Annotated in this window: 22 protein-coding genes; 19 read left to right on the forward strand and 3 right to left on the reverse strand. The window is 59.2% G+C overall.

Annotation, left to right across the window (positions count from 1 at the left end):
- Positions 1-2: 2 nt before the first annotated feature.
- Together FDP08_RS14980 and FDP08_RS14985 are read left to right on the forward strand one after the other, a co-directional pair.
- The gene (locus FDP08_RS14980) at positions 3-1,154 is read left to right on the forward strand and encodes an acyl-CoA dehydrogenase family protein (RefSeq protein WP_137436926.1); all 1,152 of its coding nucleotides are present in this window, start codon (positions 3-5) and stop codon (positions 1,152-1,154) included.
- A 55-nt stretch (positions 1,155-1,209) separates the two neighbouring features.
- Entirely contained in the window at positions 1,210-2,391 is a 1,182-nt protein-coding gene (locus FDP08_RS14985) for a thiolase family protein (RefSeq protein ID WP_137436927.1), read from the forward strand.
- Positions 2,392-2,403: 12 nt separating this feature from the next.
- Here the strand turns inward: FDP08_RS14985 and FDP08_RS14990 are convergent, their stop codons facing one another.
- Positions 2,404-3,408 (reverse strand): AraC family transcriptional regulator, encoded by a 1,005-nt coding sequence (locus FDP08_RS14990; protein WP_137436928.1) that lies wholly within the window; start codon positions 3,406-3,408, stop codon positions 2,404-2,406.
- A gap of 116 nt (positions 3,409-3,524) precedes the next feature.
- Between FDP08_RS14990 and FDP08_RS14995 the strand changes: the two genes are divergently transcribed.
- Positions 3,525-4,409, forward strand: coding sequence for a chemotaxis protein (locus FDP08_RS14995; RefSeq protein ID WP_137436929.1), 885 nt, complete (start codon positions 3,525-3,527; stop codon positions 4,407-4,409).
- A gap of 20 nt (positions 4,410-4,429) precedes the next feature.
- Here FDP08_RS14995 and FDP08_RS15000 read toward each other — a convergent pair whose 3' ends face one another.
- Positions 4,430-5,236, reverse strand: a complete 807-nt coding sequence (locus tag FDP08_RS15000; RefSeq protein ID WP_137436930.1) for a GntR family transcriptional regulator — start codon at positions 5,234-5,236, stop codon at positions 4,430-4,432.
- A gap of 144 nt (positions 5,237-5,380) precedes the next feature.
- On the opposite strand from FDP08_RS15000, the gene FDP08_RS15005 reads away from it, so the two are divergent.
- On the forward strand, positions 5,381-8,185 hold the full coding sequence (locus FDP08_RS15005) for an FAD-binding and (Fe-S)-binding domain-containing protein (protein ID WP_137436931.1): 2,805 nt from the start codon (positions 5,381-5,383) through the stop codon (positions 8,183-8,185).
- Here the strand turns inward: FDP08_RS15005 and FDP08_RS15010 are convergent.
- On the reverse strand, positions 8,179-9,252 hold the full coding sequence (locus tag FDP08_RS15010; RefSeq protein ID WP_137436932.1) for a mechanosensitive ion channel family protein: 1,074 nt from the start codon (positions 9,250-9,252) through the stop codon (positions 8,179-8,181). The genes FDP08_RS15005 and FDP08_RS15010 overlap by 7 nt on opposite strands.
- A 141-nt stretch (positions 9,253-9,393) precedes the next feature.
- On the opposite strand from FDP08_RS15010, the gene FDP08_RS15015 reads away from it, so the two are divergent.
- The 15 genes from FDP08_RS15015 (at position 9,394) to FDP08_RS15085 (ending at position 24,143) form a co-directional block, all read left to right on the forward strand.
- Positions 9,394-10,068 (forward strand): NAD-dependent epimerase/dehydratase family protein, encoded by a 675-nt coding sequence (locus FDP08_RS15015; RefSeq protein ID WP_137436933.1) that lies wholly within the window; start codon positions 9,394-9,396, stop codon positions 10,066-10,068.
- 19 nt (positions 10,069-10,087) lie between these two features.
- Entirely contained in the window at positions 10,088-10,726 is a 639-nt protein-coding gene (locus FDP08_RS15020; RefSeq protein WP_137436934.1) for a hypothetical protein, read from the forward strand.
- Positions 10,727-10,895: 169 nt separating this feature from the next.
- Complete coding sequence (locus FDP08_RS15025; RefSeq protein ID WP_137436935.1) at positions 10,896-11,696, forward strand: SDR family NAD(P)-dependent oxidoreductase; 801 nt, start codon at positions 10,896-10,898, stop codon at positions 11,694-11,696.
- Between the two features lie 10 nt (positions 11,697-11,706).
- Positions 11,707-12,912 carry an acyl-CoA dehydrogenase family protein gene (locus FDP08_RS15030; RefSeq protein WP_137436936.1) on the forward strand — a complete coding sequence of 402 codons (1,206 nt, stop codon included), beginning with the start codon at positions 11,707-11,709 and terminating at the stop codon, positions 12,910-12,912.
- Positions 12,912-13,937 carry a phosphotransferase family protein gene (locus tag FDP08_RS15035; RefSeq protein WP_137436937.1) on the forward strand — a complete coding sequence of 342 codons (1,026 nt, stop codon included), beginning with the start codon at positions 12,912-12,914 and terminating at the stop codon, positions 13,935-13,937. Before FDP08_RS15030 ends, FDP08_RS15035 begins: the two co-directional genes overlap by 1 nt.
- Positions 13,934-14,305 carry a DUF6285 domain-containing protein gene (locus tag FDP08_RS15040; RefSeq protein ID WP_137436938.1) on the forward strand — a complete coding sequence of 124 codons (372 nt, stop codon included), beginning with the start codon at positions 13,934-13,936 and terminating at the stop codon, positions 14,303-14,305. Before FDP08_RS15035 ends, FDP08_RS15040 begins: the two co-directional genes overlap by 4 nt.
- On the forward strand, positions 14,302-15,912 hold the full coding sequence (locus tag FDP08_RS15045) for a long-chain-fatty-acid--CoA ligase (protein ID WP_137436939.1): 1,611 nt from the start codon (positions 14,302-14,304) through the stop codon (positions 15,910-15,912). The genes FDP08_RS15040 and FDP08_RS15045 overlap by 4 nt, the downstream gene beginning before the upstream one ends.
- A gap of 133 nt (positions 15,913-16,045) precedes the next feature.
- On the forward strand, positions 16,046-17,269 hold the full coding sequence (locus tag FDP08_RS15050; protein ID WP_137436940.1) for an ABC transporter substrate-binding protein: 1,224 nt from the start codon (positions 16,046-16,048) through the stop codon (positions 17,267-17,269).
- A 78-nt stretch (positions 17,270-17,347) separates the two neighbouring features.
- On the forward strand, positions 17,348-18,217 hold the full coding sequence (locus FDP08_RS15055; protein WP_137436941.1) for a branched-chain amino acid ABC transporter permease: 870 nt from the start codon (positions 17,348-17,350) through the stop codon (positions 18,215-18,217).
- The gene (locus tag FDP08_RS15060; RefSeq protein ID WP_137436942.1) at positions 18,214-19,161 is read left to right on the forward strand and encodes a branched-chain amino acid ABC transporter permease; all 948 of its coding nucleotides are present in this window, start codon (positions 18,214-18,216) and stop codon (positions 19,159-19,161) included. Before FDP08_RS15055 ends, FDP08_RS15060 begins: the two co-directional genes overlap by 4 nt.
- Complete coding sequence (locus FDP08_RS15065; protein ID WP_137436943.1) at positions 19,158-19,940, forward strand: ABC transporter ATP-binding protein; 783 nt, start codon at positions 19,158-19,160, stop codon at positions 19,938-19,940. The genes FDP08_RS15060 and FDP08_RS15065 overlap by 4 nt, the downstream gene beginning before the upstream one ends.
- A complete protein-coding gene (locus FDP08_RS15070; RefSeq protein ID WP_137436944.1) occupies positions 19,937-20,641 on the forward strand; it encodes an ABC transporter ATP-binding protein in 705 nt (234 codons plus the stop codon). Before FDP08_RS15065 ends, FDP08_RS15070 begins: the two co-directional genes overlap by 4 nt.
- Positions 20,642-20,741: 100 nt before the next feature.
- Positions 20,742-21,386, forward strand: a complete 645-nt coding sequence (locus tag FDP08_RS15075) for a TetR/AcrR family transcriptional regulator (protein WP_228263321.1) — start codon at positions 20,742-20,744, stop codon at positions 21,384-21,386.
- Between the two features lie 39 nt (positions 21,387-21,425).
- Complete coding sequence (locus tag FDP08_RS15080) at positions 21,426-22,895, forward strand: NAD-dependent succinate-semialdehyde dehydrogenase (protein ID WP_137436945.1); 1,470 nt, start codon at positions 21,426-21,428, stop codon at positions 22,893-22,895.
- A 24-nt stretch (positions 22,896-22,919) separates the two neighbouring features.
- Positions 22,920-24,143, forward strand: a complete 1,224-nt coding sequence (locus FDP08_RS15085) for a CaiB/BaiF CoA transferase family protein (protein WP_137436946.1) — start codon at positions 22,920-22,922, stop codon at positions 24,141-24,143.
- The last annotated feature ends 5 nt before the right edge of the window (positions 24,144-24,148 follow it).

A 24,148-nucleotide genomic window follows, 5' to 3' on the forward strand; every position in this document is an offset into this window, starting at 1 on the left:
CCATGACCAGCGTTGTTGATAAAGAAGAACTCGAGATGTTCCGGGAGTCCGTCATCAAGGCCCTGGAAACCGAGGTAACACCCCACTACGAAGCCTGGGAAAAATCCGGCATCGTACCCCGGGAACTCTGGAACACCCTGGGCAACGCCGGCATGCTGTGCGTAGACGTGCCTGAAGATTGGGGCGGCTGCGGCGCGCCCTTCCTGTACTCCGTTGTCGTCGGTGAAGAAATGGCCCGGATGGGCTTCGGTGCGCTGTCCACCAACGTCATGGTGCACTCCGACATCGTCGCCCCCTATCTCAGCCACATCGGCAACGAAGAACAGCGGCAACACTGGCTGCCGAAAATGGTCTCCGGCGAAGCCGTCGGCGCCATCGCCATGACCGAACCGGGTGCCGGCAGCGATCTGCAGGCCATCCGCACCAGTGCGGTTAAAGACGGCGACGACTACATCCTCAACGGTTCGAAGACCTTCATCACCAACGGCCAGCACGCCAACATGGTCATCGTCGCCGCCAAAACCGACCCCAAGGCCGGTGCCCGTGGCATCAGCCTGTTCCTGGTAGACACCTCGTTGCCCGGCTACAGCAAAGGCCGCAACCTCGACAAAATCGGCCAGCACTCCGGCGACACCTCGGAACTCTTCTTCTCCGACATGCGCATCCCTGCGTCGGCATTGCTGGGTGAAGAAGGCCAGGGCTTCATGTACCTGATGCGCGAACTCCCTCGCGAACGCCTGGTCATCGGCGCCCTCGGCGTCGCCGCCGCACGCGGCGCCCTGGACCTGACTATTGCTTATTCCCAGGAACGGGAACTGTTCGGCCAGAAACTGGCCCAACTGCAAAACACCCGTTTCGAAATCGCCCGCATGGAAACCGACTGCCGCGTCAACCGCGCCTTCGTCGACGAATGCATCGCGTTGTACGAAAAAGGCGAACTCGACGCTCCGACAGCTTCCATGGCGAAATACAGCGCCACGGAAATGCAGTGCCGGGTAGCGGATGGTTGTTTGCAGTTGTTCGGCGGTTACGGCTACACCAGTGAGTACCCGATTTCGCGGGCGTTTATCGACGCCAGGGTACAAAGGATTTACGGCGGTACATCTGAAGTAATGAAAGAAATCATCGCCAGGTCGGTTTTAGGAAAGGCTTAACCATGACGGCCATCCATCTCACACGGTCCTTCACCAAATTTAGAGGATTGAAGAAATGAGCAGCAACGACGTAGTAATAGCAGGCTCTGCCAGAACCCCCATGGGCGGCATGATGGGCGACCTGAGCTCCGTGCGTTCCCCGGACCTGGGCGCCACCTCTATCAAGGCAGCCATCGAAAGAAGCGGCCTGCAGCCCGCCGACATCCAGGAAGTCATCATGGGCTGCGTACTGCCCGCCGGCCTCGGCCAGGCACCGGCACGCCAGGCCTCCCGCGCCTCCGGCATCCCGGATTCCAGCGGCTGCACCACCATCAACAAAATGTGCGGCTCCGGCATGCAAGCCGTCATCATGGCCCACGACCAGATCAAAGCCGGCACCAACAGCATCATGATTGCCGGCGGCATGGAAAACATGAGCCAGGCACCATACCTGCTGCCCAAAGCCCGCGGCGGCTACCGCATGGGCCACGGCCAGGTCATGGACTCCATGTTCCTCGACGGCCTCGAAGATGCCTACGAAGGCGGCCTCATGGGCGTATTCGCCCAACGCACCGCCGACAAGTACGATATCAGCCGCGAAGCCATGGACAACTTCGCCATTGCCTCCCTCGAGCGCTCCCTGGCGGCCATCAAGAATGGCGGCTTCGCCGACGAAATCACCCCCGTGACCGTCTCCGGCCGTGGCGGCGACACCGTCGTCGATACCGACGAACAACCCGGCAAAGCCAAGCCGGAAAAGATTCCCCAGCTCAAACCGGCCTTCGCCAAAGACGGCTCCGTGACCGCCGCCAACTCCAGCTCCATCAGTGACGGCGCCTCCGCCATGGTACTGGCCAGCCGCGAGGAAGCCGAAAAACGCGGCCTCACACCCCAGGCCCGCATTGTGGCCCACGCCACCCACGCCCGCCTGCCGGCCGAGTTCACCCTCGCGCCCATCGGTGCCATCGAAAAGGTACTGAAAAAAGCTGGCTGGAGCCGCGACGACGTCGACCTGTTCGAGATTAACGAAGCCTTTGCCGTAGTCACCCTGGCGGCCATCAACGAGCTTGGACTCGACCCCGACAAGGTCAACGTCCATGGCGGCGCCTGTGCCCTTGGTCACCCCATCGGCTCTTCAGGGTCGCGGATCATGGTCACCCTGATCAACGCCCTGAAACAGCGTGGCCTCAAGCGCGGTGTGGCATCCCTGTGCATCGGTGGCGGGGAAGGTACTGCGGTAGCGATCGAACTGCTGTAATCGCAGAGTGAACTACTGGTCCTGCTTGCGGTAGGCCAGTGGGCTGAGCCCGGTCCAGTGCTTGAAGGCACGTGAAAAGGCACCGGGCTCGGTAAACCCAAGCTGGGATGAAATCTCCGATATCGTCAGGTTCTGCCGGGTGAGCATGATTACCGCCTGGTCCCGCCGCAGGTTGTCCTTGATCTTCTGGTAGGAACTGCCTTCCGCCTTCAGTTTCCGCGACAGGGTATAGGCTGTCATGTGCAGCTGTTCGGCCATCTGCTCCTGAGTGGGTAGCCGTTCGTCTTCCACACTCTCCAGAATCTGCCGCACCCGGGTGGTGAGGCTGTCGTCCTCGTCGGTCCAGATCAGCAGGTTGCGTGGCGACTGCGCCATGAACTCGTCCAGCTCTGCCGGCGTTCGTGTGACCGGCATGTCCAGGTAGTTGTGGCTGAAGAACAGGCTGTTGCGGCCGCGATTGAAGAAACACTGGCAGGGAAACACAAAGCGGTATTCATCGAAGTGGTTCGGCAGCCCGTGCTGAAAGGTGGCGTGGCTGAGCACGATCTTGCGGCCAATCAGCCAGCCCACCAGGCGGTGCCAAACCAGTAACAGCCACTCCACCAGGAAGTTGTCCGGGTCCAGCTCCGGGTGGCGGTGGGTGATGCTCAGCTCCACTTCCTCGCCGCTGGTGTCCAGCTCGATCACGATATCGTCGGAAAACAGCCGGTAACAGCGGATACTCTGGCGGATCACCTCCTCCAGATTATCGCTGTGAACAGCCAGCGACCCCATCAGGTGAAAATGCCCGACACGGCAGGGCTGGGTGGTGCGGCCCATGAATTCGTCATCCAGCTTGCCCCAGACCAGCCGGAACAGACGTATAAACTGCTCAGTGGGCACCCGCGCCCGAGGTGAGCTAATGAATTCCGGGTCGATGCCGTTATTACACAGTAGTTCATCGGAATAGCCGCCCGCCTTCTCAAGACCGTACAACACGGCCCTGGCGTAGTGGGAGGAGAAGGTCAGGTGCTTCATCGGGCGTTCATCTCGGGTGAGGCTACCGGCTGCAAAATCTTACAATTTCGGACGTTCCGACATGCTATTGTCGGCGTCATATACTTTTCGCAAAGTTCGATACAGGTTACAAGGTTATGGCCGAGGGCACCAAGCACCCCCAGAAACTGTTGCTGTTCTATCTGACCAGTCACCGGCCTTTTGGCCTGGGCACCCTGAAGATCCGCGAGATCATGCCGTTTGTTCCGTTGACCAAGCTGCCCCACAGCCATTCGGCGGTGGTGGGCACGATGAGTTTTCGTGGCTCAGCGGTGCCGGTGATCGATATGGCGGCAGCAGTGGGTTCGCCAGCGCTAACCGCGGAAGAGCGCAAGACAGCCTCCATCATCGTGACCGACATCCAGCGTAAGGAAATCGGCTTTCTGGTGCGAAGTGTGCGAAAAATCGTCGAGGCGGACTGGAAGGACGTCATGTCACCGCCCCAGAGCCTGGGCGACCGGGCTTTCATTACCGGATTGGTGACCATCGAGGACGAGATCGTCCAGCTGCTGGATGTGGAACTGCTGCTGGCGCGGGTGTATCCGGAATCCGTCAATCCACGGGAAGTGGTGCTGACCGATGTACAACAGGAAACCCTGAAAGGCCTGAACATCCTGCTGGTGGACGATTCCCAGGTGGCGCGCAAGCAGTTGTCCGACGCGCTGGACAGCAAGGATGTGACCTATTTTGTGACCACCAACGGCCAGGACGCGCTGGACCTGATGATCAACGCCAATAACGATGGCAAACCCATCGATATCCTGGTGAGTGACATTGAAATGCCGGGGCTGGATGGCTACGAGCTGACCTTCAATGTGCGGGACAGCAATTCCCTCAGGCAGCCCTACATCATTCTGCACACCTCGCTGAACAGCGAAATGAGTGTGAGCTACGCCAAGCAGGTCGGGGCGGATGAAGCGCTGACCAAGTTTGATGCGGAAGAGCTGCTGCACGCCATTCTGCGCGGCGCCGAGCGCGACTGAAAGCCGGGCGGAGCTGAAACTTAATGCTCCCTGGCGGATTTGTCGGTTTCAGCTGCCATGCCCGGGCCGCTCCGTCGCAGGGATCGCTCCATCCTCCTGTCACTTTCGTACTGTTCGGATAACACATTCTGGGCGTACTCAATGTGCTGCCCGGCGAAATGCCGTGCATCGTCGGCACGGCCTTCGATAATGGCCTCAAACAGCAGGCGATGCTGTTCCATCAGTTCACTTCGGGTCTGCTTTTCCCGAGCGTACAGGCTGCCAATGGTGTTGACCACGTTGGTTTTCAGCAGGCTGAACAGTCCCCGTATGGTATGTAGCAGAATGACGTTGTGACTGGCTTCGGCGATGGCCAGGTGGAATCGCGCGTCGGCTGCCCCTTCCTCGCTCAGGTTACTGCTGCCCTCGGAGGCATAGCAGGCCTGCAGGGTTTCGTAGGCGGTTTTCAGGTGCGCCTTGTCCACCGCCGTTGCCCGCAGTGCGGCGTAATAGGCGCAATCCGCTTCCAGGGTGCAGCGGTATTCCAGCAAATCTCGCTGGGCCTCCGGGCGCCCTTCCAGCAGGGTGATCAACGGGTCGGTAAAGCTCGACCCCAGTGATTCCGCCACATAATGGCCGCCCCCCTGGCGACTGGCCAGCAGGCCTTTGGCGGCCAGCCTTTGAACAGCTTCCCGCAATGACGGCCGCGACACCCCGAACCGTTCGGCCAGGGTACGCTCTGCCGGAAGACGCTCCCCGGGCTGCAGGGTGCCTTCCAGAATCATGTTCTCCAACTCCTCGACGATGCTGTCTGCGAGGCGTTTTGGTGCAATCTTTCCAATGCTCATTGTGATCCCGGTGTGGTCTACCATTGTCTAGGCGTTTTTCTTTGAAGTTGTCACAGAATTTACCTATCTTATTACCCCAGGCAGTATAAATTGGTATTACCAATTATCCAAAAATCTTTGATGGACAAAGTCCAGGGGTAACTGATGTCACCTGACGTCATCGCGGCAATAAAAGCGCTGATCCCGGCCAAACGAGTCTATGACGACCCGCTATCGACGCTGGCCTACGGTACGGACGCCAGCTTCTACCGGCTGATTCCGGGCGTTGTGGTGAAAGTGGAAAGCGAGGAGGAAGTGGTCTGGGTGCTGAAGATCGCCCGGCGCTTCGCGGCACCGGTCACCTTCCGGGCCGCAGGGACAAGCCTGTCTGGCCAGGCCATCAGCGACTCCATTTTGCTGGTGCTGGGGGATCAGTGGAAGGACTATGAAATTAGGGCCGAGGGCCGCCAGATCCGTCTGCAGCCGGGCATTATCGGTGCCCAGGCCAATGCCTGGCTGGCACCCTATGGCTACAAGATCGGCCCTGATCCCGCGTCCATCAATGCCTGCAAGATCGGTGGCATTGTTGCCAACAATGCCAGTGGCATGTGTTGCGGTACCGCCCAGAATACCTACCACACCCTTGCCAGTATGCGCCTCGTGCTGGCCGACGGGGCGGTGGTGGATACCGAGGACTTCGCCAGCGTCAAGGTCTTCCAGTCCAGCCATGCCGGCCTGTTGTCGGAACTGGAACAGCTGGCGGCCGAGACCCGAGCCAATACCGAACTGGCAGACCGCATCCGCCACAAGTATCGCCTTAAAAACACCACCGGCCTGTCGCTCAATGCCCTGGTGGATTACAACGACCCGATGGATATCCTCACCCACTTGATGGTGGGCTCCGAAGGCACACTGGGGTTCGTCAGTTCGGTTACCTACAACACCGTGCCGGATTACCCCAACAAGGCCACTGCACTGCTGGTGTTTACCAATGCCGACAGCTGCTGTCGCGCGGCTGCGTTGCTTCGTGCACAGCCGGTTGCAGCCGTTGAGCTGCTTGACCGGCGAAGCCTGCGCTCGGTCCAGGACAAGCCCGGCCTTCCGGAGTGGATACACGGCCTGTCGGAGGAAGCCTGTGCGCTGCTGATTGAAACCCGAGCGCCTGACCAGGCTGTGCTGCAGGAGCAACTGGTTCAGATCAAGGCGGCCCTGGCTGATTTCCCGGTGGAAGAGAAAGTGGATTTCACCACCGACCCCAGAGTGTCCGACCAGCTGTGGGCCATCCGTAAGGGTACCTTCCCCGCAGTCGGCGCGGTGCGGCCCACCGGCACCACGGTGATCATCGAGGATGTCACCTTTCCCCTCGATCAGTTGGCCGAAGGTGTAAAGAGGCTGCAGGCACTGTTTGTTAAACACGCCTATGACAACGCCATCATCTTTGGTCACGCCCTGGAGGGGAACCTTCACTTCGTGTTTCCCCAGGGGTTTGATGACCCCGATGAGATAGCACGCTACGACGCCTTCATGAAAGACGTCTCGCAGCTGGTGGCGGTGGAGTTCGGTGGTTCCCTCAAGGCTGAGCACGGCACCGGTCGCAATATGGCGCCCTTTGTGGAGCTGGAGTGGGGGCAAGAAGCCTGGGAACTGATGTGGAAGATCAAGGGCCTGCTGGACCCGGAGAACCTGCTCAATCCGGATGTGGTTCTTTCCCGGGATCCTGATATTCACCTGAAAAACCTAAAGCCGCTGCCCGCCGCCGATCCTTTGATCGACAAATGCATAGAATGTGGTTTCTGCGAGCCGGTGTGCCCGTCCGAAGGGCTGACCCTGTCGCCGCGCCAGCGCATTGTGATCTGGCGGGATATCCAGGCAAAGAAACGGGCGGGGAAAGATACCTCGGAACTGGAAGCGGCCTACCAGTATCACGGTATCGATACCTGCGCCGCCACAGGGTTGTGCGCTCAGCGCTGCCCGGTGGATATCAACACCGGCGACCTGGTGCGCAAGCTGCGGGCGCAGCAAACGGGCCACCCCGGCACGGCGAACTGGGTGGCCGACCATTTTCGGACGGTACTGCGTGGGACACGCTTCGTGCTGACCATGGCATCCGGTGTGGAAAAACTGCTGGGCGCGCCCAGACTGGCCAAGTTGAGCGCGGGTTTAAGTAAAGCGTCCGGGCAGCGGCTGCCGCAGTGGGACCCGACCATGCCGCAGCCCATCCGGTTTGTGCCACCTTCGCCGGCCCCGGAGAGTGACGCCCCACGAGTCGTGTATCTGCCAGCCTGCGTTTCCCGGGTCATGGGGCCTGCCAGTGGCGACGCAGAACAAACAACGTTGCAGGACAAGACCCGCCAGTTATTGGAGAAAGGTGGCTACCAGGTGGTTCATCCCCACGGGCTGGATGCCCTGTGCTGCGGCCAGCCCTTTGCCTCGAAAGGGTATCCGGAACAGGCAGAGCGCAAGAAATCCGAATTGCTGCAGGCGTTGCTCGCGGCCACCCGTAACGGCAAGGACCCGGTGTACTGCGACACCAGCCCCTGCACCCTGCAGATTCAGGAGGCAGCGCGTGAGCTGGGCCTGGACCTGTACGACCCGGTGAAATTCATTCGTGAGAAGCTGGCGGACCGCCTGGTGTTCAAGCCTGAAGACACGGCGATTGCTGTCCACGTGACCTGCAGCACCCAACACCTGGGTGAATCTCAGGGGCTGATCGACATCGCGCGGCGCTGCAGCACCAATGTGGTTATTCCGGAGGATATTCACTGCTGCGCCTTTGCCGGCGACAAGGGCTTCAATGTGCCGGAGCTGAACCGTCACGCCCTGCGGACGCTGCCACGCCAGATAGAGGGATGCACGGAGGGGATCTCCACCAGCCGCACCTGCGAGATCGGCCTCAGCCGCCAAGGCGGAATTGATTACCACGGGCTGGTCTACCTGGTGGACCGGGTAACGGAGGCTGCGCCTTACTGATCGGGTTGCTCTACCAGCCTTGCACGAACGCGGGGCAGTTGGTCAGGGAACTGCTCCTGAATGAAGGTGATCATGCCTTCGCGAATGGCGCAACGGAGATCCCATAGCCCGGAGGAGTCTTTGGCGCTCATCAACAGGCGAACCTCGATGTTGGTGTCGCCGGCATCAGTGACCTGAACTGTGGCAGTGTGTCCGTTCCACTGCGGTGCCCGGTGTAGCAAGCGGTTGAATTCTGTTCGCAGCGGTTCAATCGGCATGGAATAGTCCACGTGGATGAACACCGGCCCCGTCAGTTCGGTGTCGTTTCTCGACCAGTTCTGGAACGGGTTCTCGATAAACCATTGCAATGGCACCACCAGACGCCTCAAGTCCCAGACCCTCAGTACCACGTAGGTAGCAGTCACTTCCTCCACCCAGCACCACTCACCCTGTACATGCAGGACGTCGTCTATGCGGAAAGGCTGGGTCAGGGCGATCTGCATGCCTGCCAGTAGATTGCTGAGCACCGGCTTGGCGGCAAAGCCGAGGATGATGCCGCCAATACCCGCCGAAGCCAGCAGGCTGCCGCCAAGGTGTTGAACCGGTTCGAAGGTCATCAGGGCGGCACCCAGGCCCAGGATAACGATGAGAATATTCAGTATCCTGACCAGAAACCGGGTTTGCGTTTCCACCTTGCGGGCGCGTTTCCACTGGCCCTCCAGTACCGGATTCATGGCAACAATCACATTGCCGATGGAAGACGTGCACCGGACGACTGCCCAGGTGAGGGCAATAATCAATAACAGCGTCGCTGCATGTTGAACGTGGCTCAGCAACGGTAGTTCGGGAGAAGCGGTCTCCAGAACGCCATTGAGGACCAGGAGCGCGATAACGATGCCCAGTGCCGTGGCAGAAGCGTCCAGAAAAATCCGCGGGACGGTTTTGCTGCGGGTGAGGCGTTGAATGATTGCCAACACACCCTTGTACACCACAAAGGTAACAACCACGGAAAGCAGGGCAGTGACACCGGGCCGAAACCAGTCTTCAAGGCCTGCCTGGAGCACGTTCAGGGTTTCAAAATCATTCATGGGTAACCGGCATTGAATCAGCGGGTGGGTCAGCTTTTTATTGTGGTCAGTTTAAACTGCTTTTTAACGTCGTGATATGGTTGCGGCCTGTTCCCTGGCACTAAACTGCATATATGAAACGTCGTGGTTGAGGAAGATCGTATGAAAGTGATGCTACTGGGTGCCACCGGCCTGACGGGTGGCAAGGTACTGGAAGGGTTGCTGTCCAGGGATGAGGTTGCATCCGTGGTTGCGCCGGTGCGGCGGAAACTGCCATTGAACCATGCAAAACTCGAACAGCACGAGATCGATTTCGACCGCCTGGACGAGCACGGCGAATTGTTCGCTGTGGACGCTATTATCTGCTGCCTGGGTACTACCATCAAAAAGGCCGGTTCCCGGGACCAGTTCCGCAAGGTGGATTTCAGTTACCCCCTGAAAGCGGCCGAGCTTGGCCGGGCAAAGGGCGCAACGGCCTTTGTGTTGATGTCAGCCATTGCTGCTTCGTCATCGTCCACCGTTTTCTACAACCGGGTGAAAGGGGAGCTGGAAGACGCGGTGAAAGCGCTTGGTTACCCTGTGCTGGCGATCTACCAACCCAGTCTTTTGCTCGGGGAAAGGGACGAGCAGCGCACCGCCGAAGCCCTGGGAATGAAAGCCATGCCCCTGATCAACCGCGTACTGATTGGCCCGCTGGAAAGGTTCCGGGGCATTGAAGCGGCGACCGTGGCCAGTGCGATGGTCAACGAGGTATGCGCTCTCGCTCAGGAAACGCCCGCTGCGCCAGTGGTCCGGGTACACGAGTACCCGGACATTGTGGCGTTGGCCAAGGTTTGAAGAGGAGGGAGAAGGTCAAATGGACTACATCGGACCCATCAGCAGCGCCGTTATGGCCGTCATCTGGATTGTCTATTTCCAGTTGTTCTTCTTCCAGTACAAACGCAACAACCGTCCCTACCTGGTCATTCACCACGCCCAGAACGAGAACCCGGATGCCCTGTGCCTGCTCGTAAATATGGGCAAGGAAACCGTGCATGTGCAGTGTGTGCAGGTGGTACTGCGAACTAGGGCCGGCGAAGAGAAAACGCTGACGGTAACCGAGTATCGCCGGGTTGGCGCAGACGACAGCAATGTACACCAGGTGCTGCGGCAGGGGCCGTTGCAGTCCGGTGGCTACCTGGTGCTGGGCTCGTTCCGCAATATCATTCTTGGCCGGCGAAGTGAGGATAGCGACAGCGACTACCTGTTTGAGGACATCACAGCGGTAGAGATACGCGCTGCCGTGGTTCATGGTCCCAGCCGATACCCGGTAGGCGTGCGCAGGAGCTTCCGGTTGGAGCACGAAGGGGAAACGGAAATATTTCCCCGCAACATCCACAGCGAACAGCTTAACCGCCGCCGCGACCGGCATGAGATTCGCCGCTGGCTTGAGTCAGAGCTTTGCCCCGAGAGGAAAGGGCAGTCGGAGTCTGACAGTTCTGATCAATCCGGGTAGTCTGTTTGGCGGGGCAAGGAAGCTGTCGTTCCCTTTAATCGTCTAATCGTCCGAGAATAACCCTCTCCACTAACTGGGCTGATGGTGAGATGCACCGGTTGGTCGATTTTTAACCTTTTTCTTGAATATTTCGAGCGCTCGTTCTATTTTGTATGAAGGAGGTCGGAATATGAACAATTACAAGAACACGAACCCTGGCAACACAAACTGGTCCCTGGGCGTCGATGGCAAGACTGCGCTTGTCACCGGTGCCGCTGGCGGCCTGGGCCACAGCTTTACCCGGTGCCTGCTCGAGGCCGGCGCAGAGGTCATTGTCAGTGGCCGCCGCCGCGAGGCGCTTGAGTCCCTCAAGGGTGAATTTCCCGAGCATGCCGACCGGATCCATGTCGTTACCATGGATGTCACCGATGAGGCCAGCGTCACTGAAGCGTTCGACACGATGGCGGATGACATCGCCGTTCCGGATGTGGTGGTTTCCAATGCCGGTGTAGCCACCAGCAAGAAATCGTTGGACCTGAAGAGTGCTGACTGGGACCAGGTGATCGACACCAATCTCAAGGGCTGCTGGCTGGTGTGCAATGAGGCCGCTCGTCGCCTTTCTGCGATCAACCAGGGCGGCAGCATCATCATGATCTCTTCCATTCTCGGCCATCGCGTGGCCGGCAACGTGGCGCCCTATGCTGCCGCCAAGGCCGGCGTTGAGCAGCTGACCCGTGCCCTGGCGCTGGAATGGGCCCGTTACGGTATCCGCGTCAACGCGCTGGCACCGGGTTATATCGAAACCGACCTGAACCGTGAATTCTTTGCCAGTGAACCTGGCCAGAAAATGATTCGCCGCATTCCCCAGCGTCGTCTGGGGCAGGCCGATGATCTGAGCGGTCCGTTGCTGCTTCTGGCTTCAGGACTTTCTGACTACATGACCGGCAGCACCCTCGTGGTGGATGGCGGCCATCTTCAATCCTCGCTGTAAGGAGTGGGCTGTGGACTTCAATTTGACCCCCAGGAACGAATCGTACCGAAAAAGAATCCGGGACTTTGTGGAACAGGAGTTGCTGCCGCTGGAGCAGAATCCCGAGGCCTACGATGAGCATGAGAACATTGCGCTCGATCACCTTGAGCAGGTGCGCGCCAAGGCAAAGCAGCAGGGCCTTTGGTGTCTTCAGCTCCCTGAGCACCTGGGTGGCCAGGGGCTCGATGTTTCCGGCATGGCGGCCAGTTACGAGGAAATGAATCGCTCGATATTCGGTCCGGTGGTGTTTAATTCCGCGGCGCCGGACGACGGCAACATGACCGTTCTGGCGAAGGTGGCGACTGAGGCACAGCATGAGCGCTGGCTCAAGCCCATCGTAGAGGGAAAAGTCAGTTCGTCGTTTGTCATGACTGAGCCGCCCCCTGGCTGCGGCTCGGACCCCGGCATGATGCAAACCACGGCTACACGCAAGGGCGACCGGTGGGTCATCAATGGCCACAAGCACTACATTACCGGCGCCGCCGCGGCATCCCACTTCATCCTGATTGCGCGGACGTCTGACGATACCCGCAAGGGCCTGAGCGCCTTCATGTTCCACAAGGATGATCCGGGCTGGGAAATCGTCCGGCGGATTCCGATCATGGGGCCGGAAGAGCACGGTGGCCATTGTGAGCTCCGGTTTGATGGCCTGGAAATCCCGGACGAGAACCGACTGATGGAAGTCGGTGATGGCCTCAAGCTCACGCAGATCCGCCTGGGCACGGCCCGTCTGACCCACTGCATGCGCTGGCTGGGACTGGCGCGCCGTTCCCTGGAGATCGCAACCGAATACGTGGACACCCGGGAGTCCTTCGGTCAGACACTGGCTCAGCGCGAAGGTGTTCAGTGGTTACTGGGCGAGGCTGCGATGGAGATCCAGGTCGGCCGGCTGCTGACCATGCACGCGGCCTGGAAGCTGGACCAAGGTGATTTCGCCCGGAAGGAGGTTTCCATGGCCAAGGTCGCGGTGGCCGACACTCTGCACAAGGCGGTGGATACGGCCATTCAGCTGTGCGGTGCCCGGGGATACTCCAAGGATACCCCGCTGGAATGGATTTACCGTTATGCCCGTCAGGCGCGTTTGGTTGATGGTGCCTCGGAAATACACAAGATGGTGTTCTCGAAGACCCTGCTGGCGGAGCGGGCAGACTTCTGGCACTGGGGAGTAAAGGCCTGATGTCTGCGCTTGCCGACACCTTCAGCGCCTTCATTGCCCGGCAAACCGGTGCCCGGAGTGCCCGCGTTATTGATTTTGACAAGCTCTCCGGAGGCGCCATCCAGGACAACTTCGGGTTGACCCTGGACCTGGAGGGCGGAAGCCGCCCGGATCGGCAGGCATTTGTGGTCCGGCAGGACGCTCCCTCCGGTGTAGCGGAGAGTTTGTCCAGGTCGGAGGAATTCCGAGTTCTTCAGGCAGCGTTCAAAGCCGGGGTTACGGCTCCAGAACCACTCTGGCTGTGCGAGGACCCTGAGGTCAGCGGGCGGGTGTTTTACGTCATGACCCGGGCAGCAGGGAGTGCGTCTCCGCGCAAGCTGGTCAAGGCGGATTTCACCGAAGAGCAGCGTCGGAACATTGTGCGTCGGCTGGGTGCCGAGCTCGCCAGGCTGCACAAAGTGAGACCGCCACAGGAGTCCCTCAAGTTTCTGGCGTTACCTGACCCGGACAATGCGGCCCTGAGTCGGGTAGCGCTGTATCGCCGCTATCTGAAAGAAATCGGTGAACCTCACCCCGTGCTGGAGTGGGCGTTGAACTGGCTGGAGGATCATGCGCCGGAACCGGGCCCGACGGTGCTTTGCCACTGCGATTTCCGGACCGGCAACTACATGATGAACGGTGACGAGCTGACCGCCGTCCTGGACTGGGAATTTGCCGCATGGAGCGATCCCGGTGAGGATCTGGGCTGGCTCTGTTGTCGCAGTTGGCGGTTCGGGGCTGATGATCGGGAAGTCGGTGGCATCGGAGACAAACAGGATCTTCTGGACGGTTACCGGGAGGCAAGTGGCATCGACCTTGACCCGGCGGCGGTGAGCTATTGGGAAGTCATGGGGCTGGTGCGTTGGGCCATGATTGCGTTGCAGCAGGCGCGCAGGCATATGTCCGGCGAACAGCGTTCGCTGGAGCTGGCACTGACTGGCCGCATGGTGGCCCAGATGGAATTCGACCTGCTGAACCAGATTCAGGAACTGGAGGACGGGCAATGATCAATCAACCGGAAACCCAGGATCTGCTGACGGAGGCCCGCCAGGTGTTGCTGGATTCAGTGGCACCAGAGCTTTCGGGCGAGCGCAAATATCAGGCACTGATGGTTGCCAATGCTATGGGTATGGCAATCCGGGAACTTGAACAGCGCGAGCATGGCCAACCAGAGCAGACCGACCGGACAGTACGGGCATTCCTGGTGGAGCGATCCCTTGAGGCTACCACCGGTGATGCCGAGGAAGGTCTCGCCCGGGCCATTCGCGAGCATCATCTGGATGGGGCCGATCCGGCCCTGCGCTCCGTGCTCCGAACCCTCACGGAGGCCCGGTTGCAGATCAACAACCCCCGCTATCTGAAGCGTGAATCATGAATAAGTATGACAGCCTCGAGAAGAAAACCGCCAACCATTCTGCGCTGACACCGCTGAGTCTGCTTCAGCGCTCGGCACAGGTCTTTCCGGAAAAATGTGCAGTCATTGACGATGACCGGTCATTGTCCTACCGGGAGCTCTACCAACGTTGCCGCCAGGTGGGTGATGGGCTTCGTCATCGCGGCATTAAACCTGGTGATACGGTTGCCATTCTGTGTCCCAACAGCCATGAAATGCTGGAGTCCCATTATTCCGTCCCGATGGCCGGCGCGGTGCTGAACTCGATCAATATCCGCCTTGATGCAGCAACGCTGTCGTTCATCCTGGCTCATGGTGAAGCCCGGGTGCTGTTCTATGACACCCAATGGGAGAGCGAGGTGAGGGCGGCCATAGCCGAGCTGGAGCTGCCACCTTTGCTGGTTGCGATTGAGCGCAAGGCGGGCGTGAGCGACGGCCTGGCGGACCTGGACTACGAGAGTCTGTTGGCGGAGGGTGATCCGGAGGCTTCCTGGCAACGTCCGTCCGACGAATGGAGCGCCATTTCTCTGAATTACACCTCCGGTACCACCGGTAATCCCAAAGGTGTTGTCTACCACCATCGGGGCGCCTACCTGGCGGCCATGACCAACGCGATGGTGTTCAACATGACCGCCGAGACCGTCTACCTGTGGACCCTGCCGATGTTCCATTGCAACGGCTGGGCCTATACCTGGGCGATCACCGCCGTGGGCGGTACCCATGTCTGCCTGCGGGAGGTGGACACCAAGGTAATCTACCAACGGATTGAAGACCACGGTGTGACCCACATGTGTGGCGCGCCAATTGTGATGAACCTGCTGCTGCAGGACCTGGGGCGTGAGGGCCTGACCCTTTCCCGGCCTGCCCACTTTGCCCTGGGTGGTGCGGCGCCCCCCAGCAGCGTTATCCGTAAGGCAGAGGAAATCGGCTTCCAGATTACCCACCTGTATGGACTGACAGAAACATTTGGACCATCGACGCTGTGTGTGCCCCAGCCGGAATGGCAGCAGCTCCCTCTGGAAGAGCGGGCGATGAAAATGTCCCGTCAGGGCGTCCCCACCCACGGTCTGGACGAGGTCACGGTGCTGGATATGGCCAGCGGGGAACAGGTACCCGCCGATGGCAATGCCCTGGGCGAGATATGTATCCGCGGTAACACCGTGATGAAGGGCTACCTGAAAAATGCGGAAGCCACGAATGAGGCCTTCAAGGATGGCTGGTTCCATACCGGTGACCTCGCCGTCATGCACCCGGACCACTATGTTGAAATCCGGGACCGGGCCAAGGACGTGATTATCTCTGGTGGCGAGAATATCTCCAGTCTGGAGGTAGAAGAGGTTCTCTACCGGCACCCGAAAGTTTCCGAGGCGGCGGTGGTTGCCATGGCCGATGAAAAGTGGGGCGAAGTGCCTTGTGCCTTTGTCAATCCGGTCGACGATGGCGAGAACCCAACCGCCGAGGAGATCATCGCTTTTTGTCGGGAGCACATGGCGCACTTCAAGGCGCCGAGGAAAGTGGTGCTTGGTGAGTTGCCCAAGACCGCCACTGGGAAGATCCGCAAAAACATTCTCCGGGACTCGCTGTCCTGACGATTGGGCTGGCCATGGTCAGCAGGAGGTTGCCATAACGCGAATAACGAATTCGGAAAAACGAAACCGGCCCAGATGAAAATGGGCCCGCAAGTTCCAGTGACAACAAAGACAAGAAAACAGGAGCACAACCATGAAAAAAACAAGCATCAAGAATCTGCTGGTTGCGATGACCGCAACCGCGACGCTTGGTACCGTCAGTGTCAGCTATGCCGAGGATCCTATCCGGATCGGCGGTCTCTACATTCTCTCTGGCAGTGCCGCCACTTACGGTGAGTTTGCCCAGAAGGGCATCGACCTGGCAGTGGATGAAATCAATGGCTCCGGTGGCATTCTGGGTCGCCAGGTCGAAATGGTTTATGAGGACAGCCAGGGCAAGGCCTCGGTGGCCATCCAGGCAGCCCGGAAACTGGTTTATTCCGAGGGTGTCGACGCCCTGGTGGGTCTGGACAGCTCGGGTGTTGCCCAGGGTATGGTTCCGACCATGCCGGAGCTGCAGAAGCCACTGATCATCACCCACGCCGCCACACCGGACGTCACCGGCAATCTGTGTAATGCCTTTACCTACCGCATCAGCGTGAACGTGGCCCAGAACATGAAGGCTGCGGCCCTGGTGGCTGCAGAAACGGATGCCACCAACTGGACCACCATCGGCCCGGACTACGCCTTTGGGCACCAGTCCTGGGAGTTCTTCGGCAATTACCTCAAAGAGCTCAAGCCGGATGTGAACCTGATGTCGGAGACCAATTTCCCGCGCTTTGGTGCCGAGGATTTCACCCCGTTCATTGACCGGGTCATGGACTCTGATGCCGAAGGTGTGCTGATTTCGGTCTGGGGTGGTGATCTGGTCAACTTTATCCGCCAGGCCAATACCCGTGGGTTCTTCGAAAAGGACATGGAGGTGATGTTTACTGTGGGTGCCGCGACCGAGGTGCTCTCTGCTCTGGGCGAGGAAATGCCAGAGGGTGTGCATCTGTCCACGCGCTATTGGTATGAAGCCTATGACAACCCCGTGAATGATCGCTTCGTTAAGGCGTACATTGACGCCTACGGCACGCCCCCGAGCTACAACGCCGAGGGCGCCTACGCAGCGATCTATGCCTATAAAAAGGCCATGGAAACAGCCGGTACCACCGAAGGTCCTGCCGTCGCCAAGGCGCTTAGCGGTATGAGCCTGGAGGCACCGAACGGTACGGTGACGTTCCGAGAGGGTGATCACCAGGCGATGGTCAGCCCGAACTGGGGTGTTTCCGGCCCCATGCATCCGGAGCACGGCATTCGCACGCTGACGAACCTGCAGATCTTTGACGGCGAAAAAGTAGCCCGAACCATTGAAGAGACTGGTTGCAAGCTTTGATCTGATTGTTGATTTTTTCGCTTGCCGTGGCGCCCTCCGGGGCGCCACGAAACCGGCTTAAATCTAATGAGGTAATCCATGTCTGGCATCGGAGCGGCGTTGCTGAACAGTCTCGATATCGGCCTGCTACTGTTCATTATCGCAGTGGGCCTGAACATCGTGTTCGGTGTACTGAATATCATCAACTTTGCCCACGGGGCACTTTACATGCTGGGGGCCTACCTGGCCTTCACCCTGATTAACATAGCGGGAATGCCCTTCTGGGCGGCTCTGCTCCTGGCTCCGGTTGGCGTTGCCATTCTGGCGGTGGTCATCGACCGGGTCTTGTTGCGCTTCATCTATTCCAGGGACGTGGCAGACAGCCTGCTACTGACTTTCGCTATCCTGCTGATCATCAACGAGAGCGTGAGAATGATCTGGGGTAGTGGTATCCATGTCGTCCAGCCGCCGGATTTGCTTTCAGGTTCGGTGCGCTTGCTGGGCAGTTCCGTCGCCACCTACAGCCTGTTTGTGATCGTCATCGGCCTGTTGCTGCTGGCCGGTCTCTGGTACCTGTTCAACCGCACCCGCGTTGGCCGCATCATGCGAGCAGCGGCACTGGACCGCGATATGGCCGAGGCACTGTGCATCAACACCCGGCTGGTGGTGACCGGCGTTTTTGCCTTTGGTGCCTGGCTGGCAGCTGTCGGTGGTGTCATGGCCGCACCCATGCGGGCACTTGATCCCGGTATGGGGGACAAGATCATTATCGAGTCGTTCATCGTAGTGGTGATCGGCGGCCTTGGGAGTTTCCCGGGTGCCTTGTTTGGCGCCATCATCCTGGGCCTGATTCACGGCTTTGGAGGCCGCTACCTGCCGGAAGTGAACCTGTTGTTGCCGTTCGTGGGTATGGCACTGGTTCTGTTGTTCAAACCAAACGGCATTATGGGCAAGGGGGCAAACGCATGAAGACCAAGGTTCTGATGGCCATTCTGGCTGTGGTGATTGCCGGGCTGATTGCGGTGCCCTGGATCGCTTCCTATTTCTATGTGTTTATTTTTACCGAGATCCTGATTTTGGGCCTTTTTGCGGCCAGCTTTAACCTGATTTTCGGCTATACCGGTATGTTAAGCTTCGGGCATGCGGCTTTCTTCGGCATTGGCTCTTACGCCACGGCCCTGGTACTGATCCACCTGGAGTGGCCGTTCCTGGCTTGCCTGTTGGTCTCCATGGGCGCGTCCGCACTGCTGGCGCTGGTGATTGGCTTTATGAGCGTCCGGCTCAACGAGGTGTACTTTGCCATGCTCACCCTGGCCTTTGGCATGATGGTCTTTGCCATCGCCTATCAGTGGCGTTCGGTGACCAACGGCAGTGATGGTCTTGCCGGGTTTACCCTCGGCTCATTCGGCCTCGGCCTTGATCTGACGCTGGCTAATCCATCGGTCTATTACCATGTGGTGCTGGCTATTGTGGCCATCGCTTCGGTAGTGCTCTACGTGATCTGTCGCAGCTCCTTCGGCATGATTCTCAAGGCCATTCGGCAGAATCCCGAGCGAGTCTCCTTCGCCGGGTTGAACGTGAGGACCTACCGTCTCGTGGCTTTCGTTATTGCCGGTACCTTTGCAGGCCTGGCTGGTGGTCTGATCGCTCCGTTCCTGCGGGTAGCAAGCCCGGAACTTCTCCATTGGTCCATGTCCGCCGAACCCATCCTGATGGCTATTCTTGGTGGCACCGGGTTTTTCCTGGGCCCATTCATCGGTTCTGCGGCGTTCGTATTGCTGGAAACCTGGATCACCACTTATACCGAGTCCTGGATGCTGGTTCTGGGGATTATCCTGGCAATGATGGTGATCTTCTTCCGCAAGGGGCTGCTGGGCACCGCCATTGACTGGTGGATGGAGGTGAAGAAATGAGTAATCCGGTTCTCACGATTTCAAACCTTACCAAGCGTTTTGGCGGAGTTACCGCGGTTTCCGATATCAACCTGGAAGTCATGCCCAAGGAAACCATCGCAATTATCGGTCCCAACGGTGCCGGCAAGACAACCTTCTACAACATGGTGTCCGGCCGGATGCAGCCGACTGAAGGCAAGATTATGCTGGACGGCAAGGACATCACCGGCATGCCGCCTCACAAGATCAGCCGGCTGGGAGTATCCCGGTCGTTCCAGATCAATAACATCTTCCCCGAGATGACGGTGCAGGAGAATGTGGAAGTGGTGCTGTCGGCCTACCACGGCCACAGCCGCAAGCTGTTCAATATTGCCTCCCGCAATACCGGAATCCAGCAGGAGGCGGTTGAGTTTCTGAAGCGTCTGGGCATCGACAGCCTGAAGGCGCAGCGTGCTGAAGTGATCAGCTACGGCGACAAACGATTGCTGGAAATCGCCATGGTGCTGGCAACACAGCCCAAGCTGGTGCTGCTGGACGAACCCACCGCCGGCATGACACCGGATGAAACCCGGCGCACCACGCGGCTGATCAAGAAGCTTGCGGACAGTGGTGACTATACGTTCATGATTACCGAGCATGATATGGACGTGGTCTTCAACCTGGCGGACCGCATTCTGGTCATGCACCGTGGCGAAAAGCTGTTTGCCGGTTCACCCGAGGAAGTGAAAAACCACCCTGAGGTTCGTGTCGCCTATCTGGGTGAGGAAGAGGACGAGGCGGTCGAGGAGGCCAAACCATGATTCTTGATGTCCGCAATATTCAGACGTTTTACGGTGAGAGCCAGGCGCTCCAGGGTGTTACCCTTCAGCTCGAAGCCGGTGAGACGGTTTGCATCCTCGGCCGGAATGGGGCGGGAAAGAGCACCACCCTGAAAAGTATTATGGGTCTTACGCCCCCGCGCTCCGGAGAGGTCATCTATGATGGCAAGGCTGTACAGGGCTGGCCAGCGCACCGGATTGCCCGCGCAGGCATCGGTTATGTACCGGAAGACCGCCGGATCTTTCCCGGACTGACAGTGCGGGACAACCTGGATGTGGCCTCCTATCAACGCAAAGGCAGTACCGCCCGCTGGACGGTGGATGGCATCCTCAAGAAATACGAGATGCTGGGCGAACTGGCGGACCAGGACGGTGCCACCCTCTCCGGTGGCCAGCAGCAGATGCTGGCGGTGGCGCGCTCGCTGATGATCCAGCCACGGCTGTTGTTGCTGGACGAGCCCAATGAAGGTCTGGCGCCGGTTATCGTGCAACAGATTGGTGAGCTGATTGATGACCTGAGCAAGACCACAACTATCCTGTTCACCGACCAGAGCGTGCGGTTTGCCCTCAAGCACGCACAGAGAGCCTATATCCTTGAAAAGGGCCAGGTAGTGCATGAGGCAACCAGTGACGAGTTGCGCACTGATCAGGCCACACAGGACCGGTATCTCTCGGTAGCATAGTCTGGCGGTGGCATAATCTGGCTTATAATCACCGCCGCAGGAGCAGGCAGTCGTGGTACCAATGATTGAAAATTATGAGGCATTTCGTGACGAATTGAGCATGTCTAAGGAGGACGTGGTCCGGGAGGTGTACCGCCAGAACAAGGACAGAATCAGCATCAAGAAAGAGGCAACGGCGGTCAAGAACCTGATCCGGATCATCGAATCGACGTTGAGACTGGCCAACTCCAAGGGCTTCCACGCCATGACCCTGAGAGATCTGTGTGCGGATTCGGGCATGAGCATGGGGGGGCTGTATGCCTACATTCGCAACAAGGACGACTTGATCCACCTGATCCAGAGCCATGGATTCACCATTACCCGCCGCACCTTGTTGCACTACACTGGCGGGGTGGACAACGTACGTGACAAGCTGTTCTCTGCGATCAAGGCGCACCTGTACCTGAGCGAGCTGATGCGGGCCTGGTTCTATTTCTCCTATATGGAAGCGAAGAGCCTGCCGGCGCCGGAAAAGCGCGATGCGGTCGCCATCGAGCTGGAGATCGAGGATATCTTCCTGAGCGTCATTGAGGACGGCATCAAGGCAGGGGTGTACCGGCCAAGGAACGCCCGCCTCGTAGCTTCAATGATCAAGGCCCTGTTGCAGGACTGGTACCTGAAGCGCCGAAAATACCGTGACCAGAATGTTGCCGTTGATGACTATGCGGCGTTTGTCAGAGATGTAATTGAAAGCTATCTGCTCTGAAGGCGCTGGTTCCTTCCTTTGAGGATCGAGAGGACTGAAATGACTGTCGGATTGACGAACCCGGAACTCTTGCGCGAAAGCGCGTACATTAATGGCGAATGGGTCCAGGCGCGTTCTGGTAACCAATTGCCGGTCACCAATCCTGCCAGTGGCGAGCACCTGGCAAATGTGCCGGACATGGGCGCAGAAGATGCCCGGCGGGCCATCGCAGCGGCTGAGGCCGCGTGGCCTGAATGGCGCGCGCGCCCGGCCAAGGAGCGAGCTGGCGTTCTGCGTCGTTGGTTCGATCTGGTGATGCAACATCAGGAAGACCTGGCCCGGTTAATGACGGCGGAGCAGGGCAAGCCGCTGGCGGAAGCACGCGGTGAGGTAGGTTACGGCGCCAGCTTTATTGAGTGGTTTGCCGAGGAAGCAAAACGCGCCTATGGCGATGTGATCCCGGGCCATGGCAGGGATAAGCGAATTGTTGTGATCAAGCAGCCCATCGGGGTAGTGGCGGCGATCACGCCCTGGAACTTTCCGGTGGCAATGATCACCCGCAAGGTGGCCCCGGCTCTCGCCGCCGGCTGCCCGGTGGTGGTCAAGCCCGCGGAGGATACCCCGCTGTGTGCCCTTGCCCTGGCGGTGCTGGCAGAGGAGGCCGGTGTTCCCCCGGGAATCCTCAATATTATCACCTGCTCAAAGGCCCGGGCGCCGGAGGTGGGCGAGGAACTGAGCACCAATCCGGTGGTTCGCAAGGTGTCGTTCACCGGCTCTACCCCAGTGGGCAAACTGCTCATGCGTCAGGCCAGCGGCACGGTCAAGAAAGTGAGCCTGGAGCTGGGTGGTAATGCCCCCTTTATTGTGTTCGACGATGCCGATCTCGATGCCGCTGTGACCGGACTGATGGCCTCCAAGTACCGGAATACCGGTCAGACTTGTGTCTGCGCAAATCGCGTCTATGTTCAGTCCGGTGTGTATGACCAATTTGTTGAAAAGCTCAAAACAGCGGTTGGTCAACTGGTGGTGGGCGCCGGTCTTGAAGGCGAGACTCAACAGGGCCCACTAATCAACCAGGCGGCCCTGGATAAGGTCAAGCGACACATCGCCGATGCGACCAACAAGGGCGCCAGGGTGGTCCTGGGGGGCAATGCACACGCGCTGGGTGGCACCTTCTTCGAGCCAACCATCCTCACTGATGTCACTCAGGATATGCTGGTGGCCAATGAGGAGACGTTTGGGCCGGTGGCGCCGCTGTTCCGGTTTGATACCGAGGAGCAGGCGATCGCCATGGCCAATGACACGGAATTCGGTCTGGCCGCCTACTTCTACAGCAATGACATCCGGCGCATCTGGCACGTGGCTGAGGCCCTTGAAACGGGTATGATCGGTATCAACGACGGGATCATTTCCACCGAGACCGCACCCTTCGGTGGCGTCAAGGAAAGTGGCCTTGGCCGGGAAGGTTCCCGGTATGGCCTGGACGAGTTCATGGAACTCAAGTATCTGTGCCTGGGCGGCATGCGCTAAGCCCTCGTTGGCAAGGAGAGTCGAATGGCAGGCCCCCTGTCTCATCTGCGCATCCTCGATCTTTCCCGGGTTTTGGCCGGCCCCTGGGCCGGTCAGGTCCTCGGAGACCTGGGTGCGGAGGTTATCAAGATCGAGCGTCCGGAAACCGGCGATGACACCCGCTCCTGGGGACCGCCTTATCTGCAGGGGACCGATGGCAGCTCTGAGCTCTCCGCCTACTTCCTGGCTGCCAACCGGAACAAGCAGTCCCTGGCGATCGATATCGCCCATCCCGAGGGGCAGGAACTGGTCCGCAAGCTGGTGGCTGAATCGGATGTTGTACTGGAAAACTTCAAGGTGGGCGGCCTCAAGCGCTATGGTCTGGATTACGACAGTCTGAAGCGAGTTAACCCGAAACTCATCTATTGCTCGATTACCGGATTCGGCCAGGATGGCCCCTATGCGAACCGGCCCGGTTATGATTTTCTGATCCAGGCCATGGGCGGGCTGATGAGTATAACGGGGCAACCAGACGGCGAGCCCGGGGAAGGGCCAATGAAGGTCGGTGTGGCGCTGACGGACATCGTGACCGGGCTCTACGCCACCATCGGTGTACTTGCCGCTCTCAGCCACCGGGACCGGACCGGGGAGGGCCAGTATGTGGAGACCGCCCTACTGGATGTGCAGGTGGCCTGCCTGGCCAACCAGGCCATGAATTACCTGACCACAGGTAAGGCACCGACAAGGATGGGGAACGCTCATCCCAATATTGTGCCTTATCAGGATTTTCCCACGGCAGACGGCAATATGGTGCTGACAATAGGCAATGATCAGCAGTTTTCCCGGCTGGCTGATGTGCTCGGGCACCCGGAGTGGGCGGGCGATGATCGCTTTGCGACGAACCGCGCCCGGGTGGCCAATCGCAAGGAACTGATCCCGAAGCTACGGCAGGCTACAGTGATGCGTTCCACCCGGGAGTGGGTCGAAATCCTCGAGCGGAAAGGCGTGCCCTGCGGGCCAGTGAATACCCTGGATCAGGTATTTGACGACCCCCAGGTTCTCGCGCGGGGCATGAAACAGACGGTGTCCCATCCGGATCTGGGCGAGGTGCCAATGGTCGGCAATCCAATCAAGCTGAAACTGACACCCGTAACCTACCGCACGGCACCGCCGCTGTTGGGGGAGCAGTCGGATCATGTCCTGCGTCAGGTTGCGGGCCTTTCTCCCGGGGAGATCAAAGTACTAAGGGAGCGGGGGGTCGTCTCTTGACCCAC

The organism is Marinobacter panjinensis (assembly GCF_005298175.1).
Classification (GTDB): domain Bacteria; phylum Pseudomonadota; class Gammaproteobacteria; order Pseudomonadales; family Oleiphilaceae; genus Marinobacter; species Marinobacter panjinensis.

Coding starts and splice junctions, on each gene's coding strand:
- FDP08_RS15015 (WP_137436933.1), top strand. CDS start 9,394: ATGAAAGTGATGCTACTGGGTGCCACCGGCCTGACGGGTGGCAAGGTA.
- FDP08_RS15045 (WP_137436939.1), top strand. CDS start 14,302: ATGAATAAGTATGACAGCCTCGAGAAGAAAACCGCCAACCATTCTGCG.
- FDP08_RS14990 (WP_137436928.1), bottom strand. CDS start 3,408: ATGAAGCACCTGACCTTCTCCTCCCACTACGCCAGGGCCGTGTTGTAC.
- FDP08_RS15040 (WP_137436938.1), top strand. CDS start 13,934: ATGATCAATCAACCGGAAACCCAGGATCTGCTGACGGAGGCCCGCCAG.
- FDP08_RS14985 (WP_137436927.1), top strand. CDS start 1,210: ATGAGCAGCAACGACGTAGTAATAGCAGGCTCTGCCAGAACCCCCATG.
- FDP08_RS15020 (WP_137436934.1), top strand. CDS start 10,088: ATGGACTACATCGGACCCATCAGCAGCGCCGTTATGGCCGTCATCTGG.
- FDP08_RS15070 (WP_137436944.1), top strand. CDS start 19,937: ATGATTCTTGATGTCCGCAATATTCAGACGTTTTACGGTGAGAGCCAG.
- FDP08_RS15060 (WP_137436942.1), top strand. CDS start 18,214: ATGAAGACCAAGGTTCTGATGGCCATTCTGGCTGTGGTGATTGCCGGG.
- FDP08_RS15065 (WP_137436943.1), top strand. CDS start 19,158: ATGAGTAATCCGGTTCTCACGATTTCAAACCTTACCAAGCGTTTTGGC.
- FDP08_RS15005 (WP_137436931.1), top strand. CDS start 5,381: ATGTCACCTGACGTCATCGCGGCAATAAAAGCGCTGATCCCGGCCAAA.
- FDP08_RS15075 (WP_228263321.1), top strand. CDS start 20,742: ATGTCTAAGGAGGACGTGGTCCGGGAGGTGTACCGCCAGAACAAGGAC.
- FDP08_RS15035 (WP_137436937.1), top strand. CDS start 12,912: ATGTCTGCGCTTGCCGACACCTTCAGCGCCTTCATTGCCCGGCAAACC.
- FDP08_RS15050 (WP_137436940.1), top strand. CDS start 16,046: ATGAAAAAAACAAGCATCAAGAATCTGCTGGTTGCGATGACCGCAACC.
- FDP08_RS15025 (WP_137436935.1), top strand. CDS start 10,896: ATGAACAATTACAAGAACACGAACCCTGGCAACACAAACTGGTCCCTG.
- FDP08_RS15085 (WP_137436946.1), top strand. CDS start 22,920: ATGGCAGGCCCCCTGTCTCATCTGCGCATCCTCGATCTTTCCCGGGTT.
- FDP08_RS15055 (WP_137436941.1), top strand. CDS start 17,348: ATGTCTGGCATCGGAGCGGCGTTGCTGAACAGTCTCGATATCGGCCTG.
- FDP08_RS15080 (WP_137436945.1), top strand. CDS start 21,426: ATGACTGTCGGATTGACGAACCCGGAACTCTTGCGCGAAAGCGCGTAC.
- FDP08_RS14980 (WP_137436926.1), top strand. CDS start 3: ATGACCAGCGTTGTTGATAAAGAAGAACTCGAGATGTTCCGGGAGTCC.
- FDP08_RS15010 (WP_137436932.1), bottom strand. CDS start 9,252: ATGAATGATTTTGAAACCCTGAACGTGCTCCAGGCAGGCCTTGAAGAC.
- FDP08_RS15000 (WP_137436930.1), bottom strand. CDS start 5,236: ATGAGCATTGGAAAGATTGCACCAAAACGCCTCGCAGACAGCATCGTC.
- FDP08_RS14995 (WP_137436929.1), top strand. CDS start 3,525: ATGGCCGAGGGCACCAAGCACCCCCAGAAACTGTTGCTGTTCTATCTG.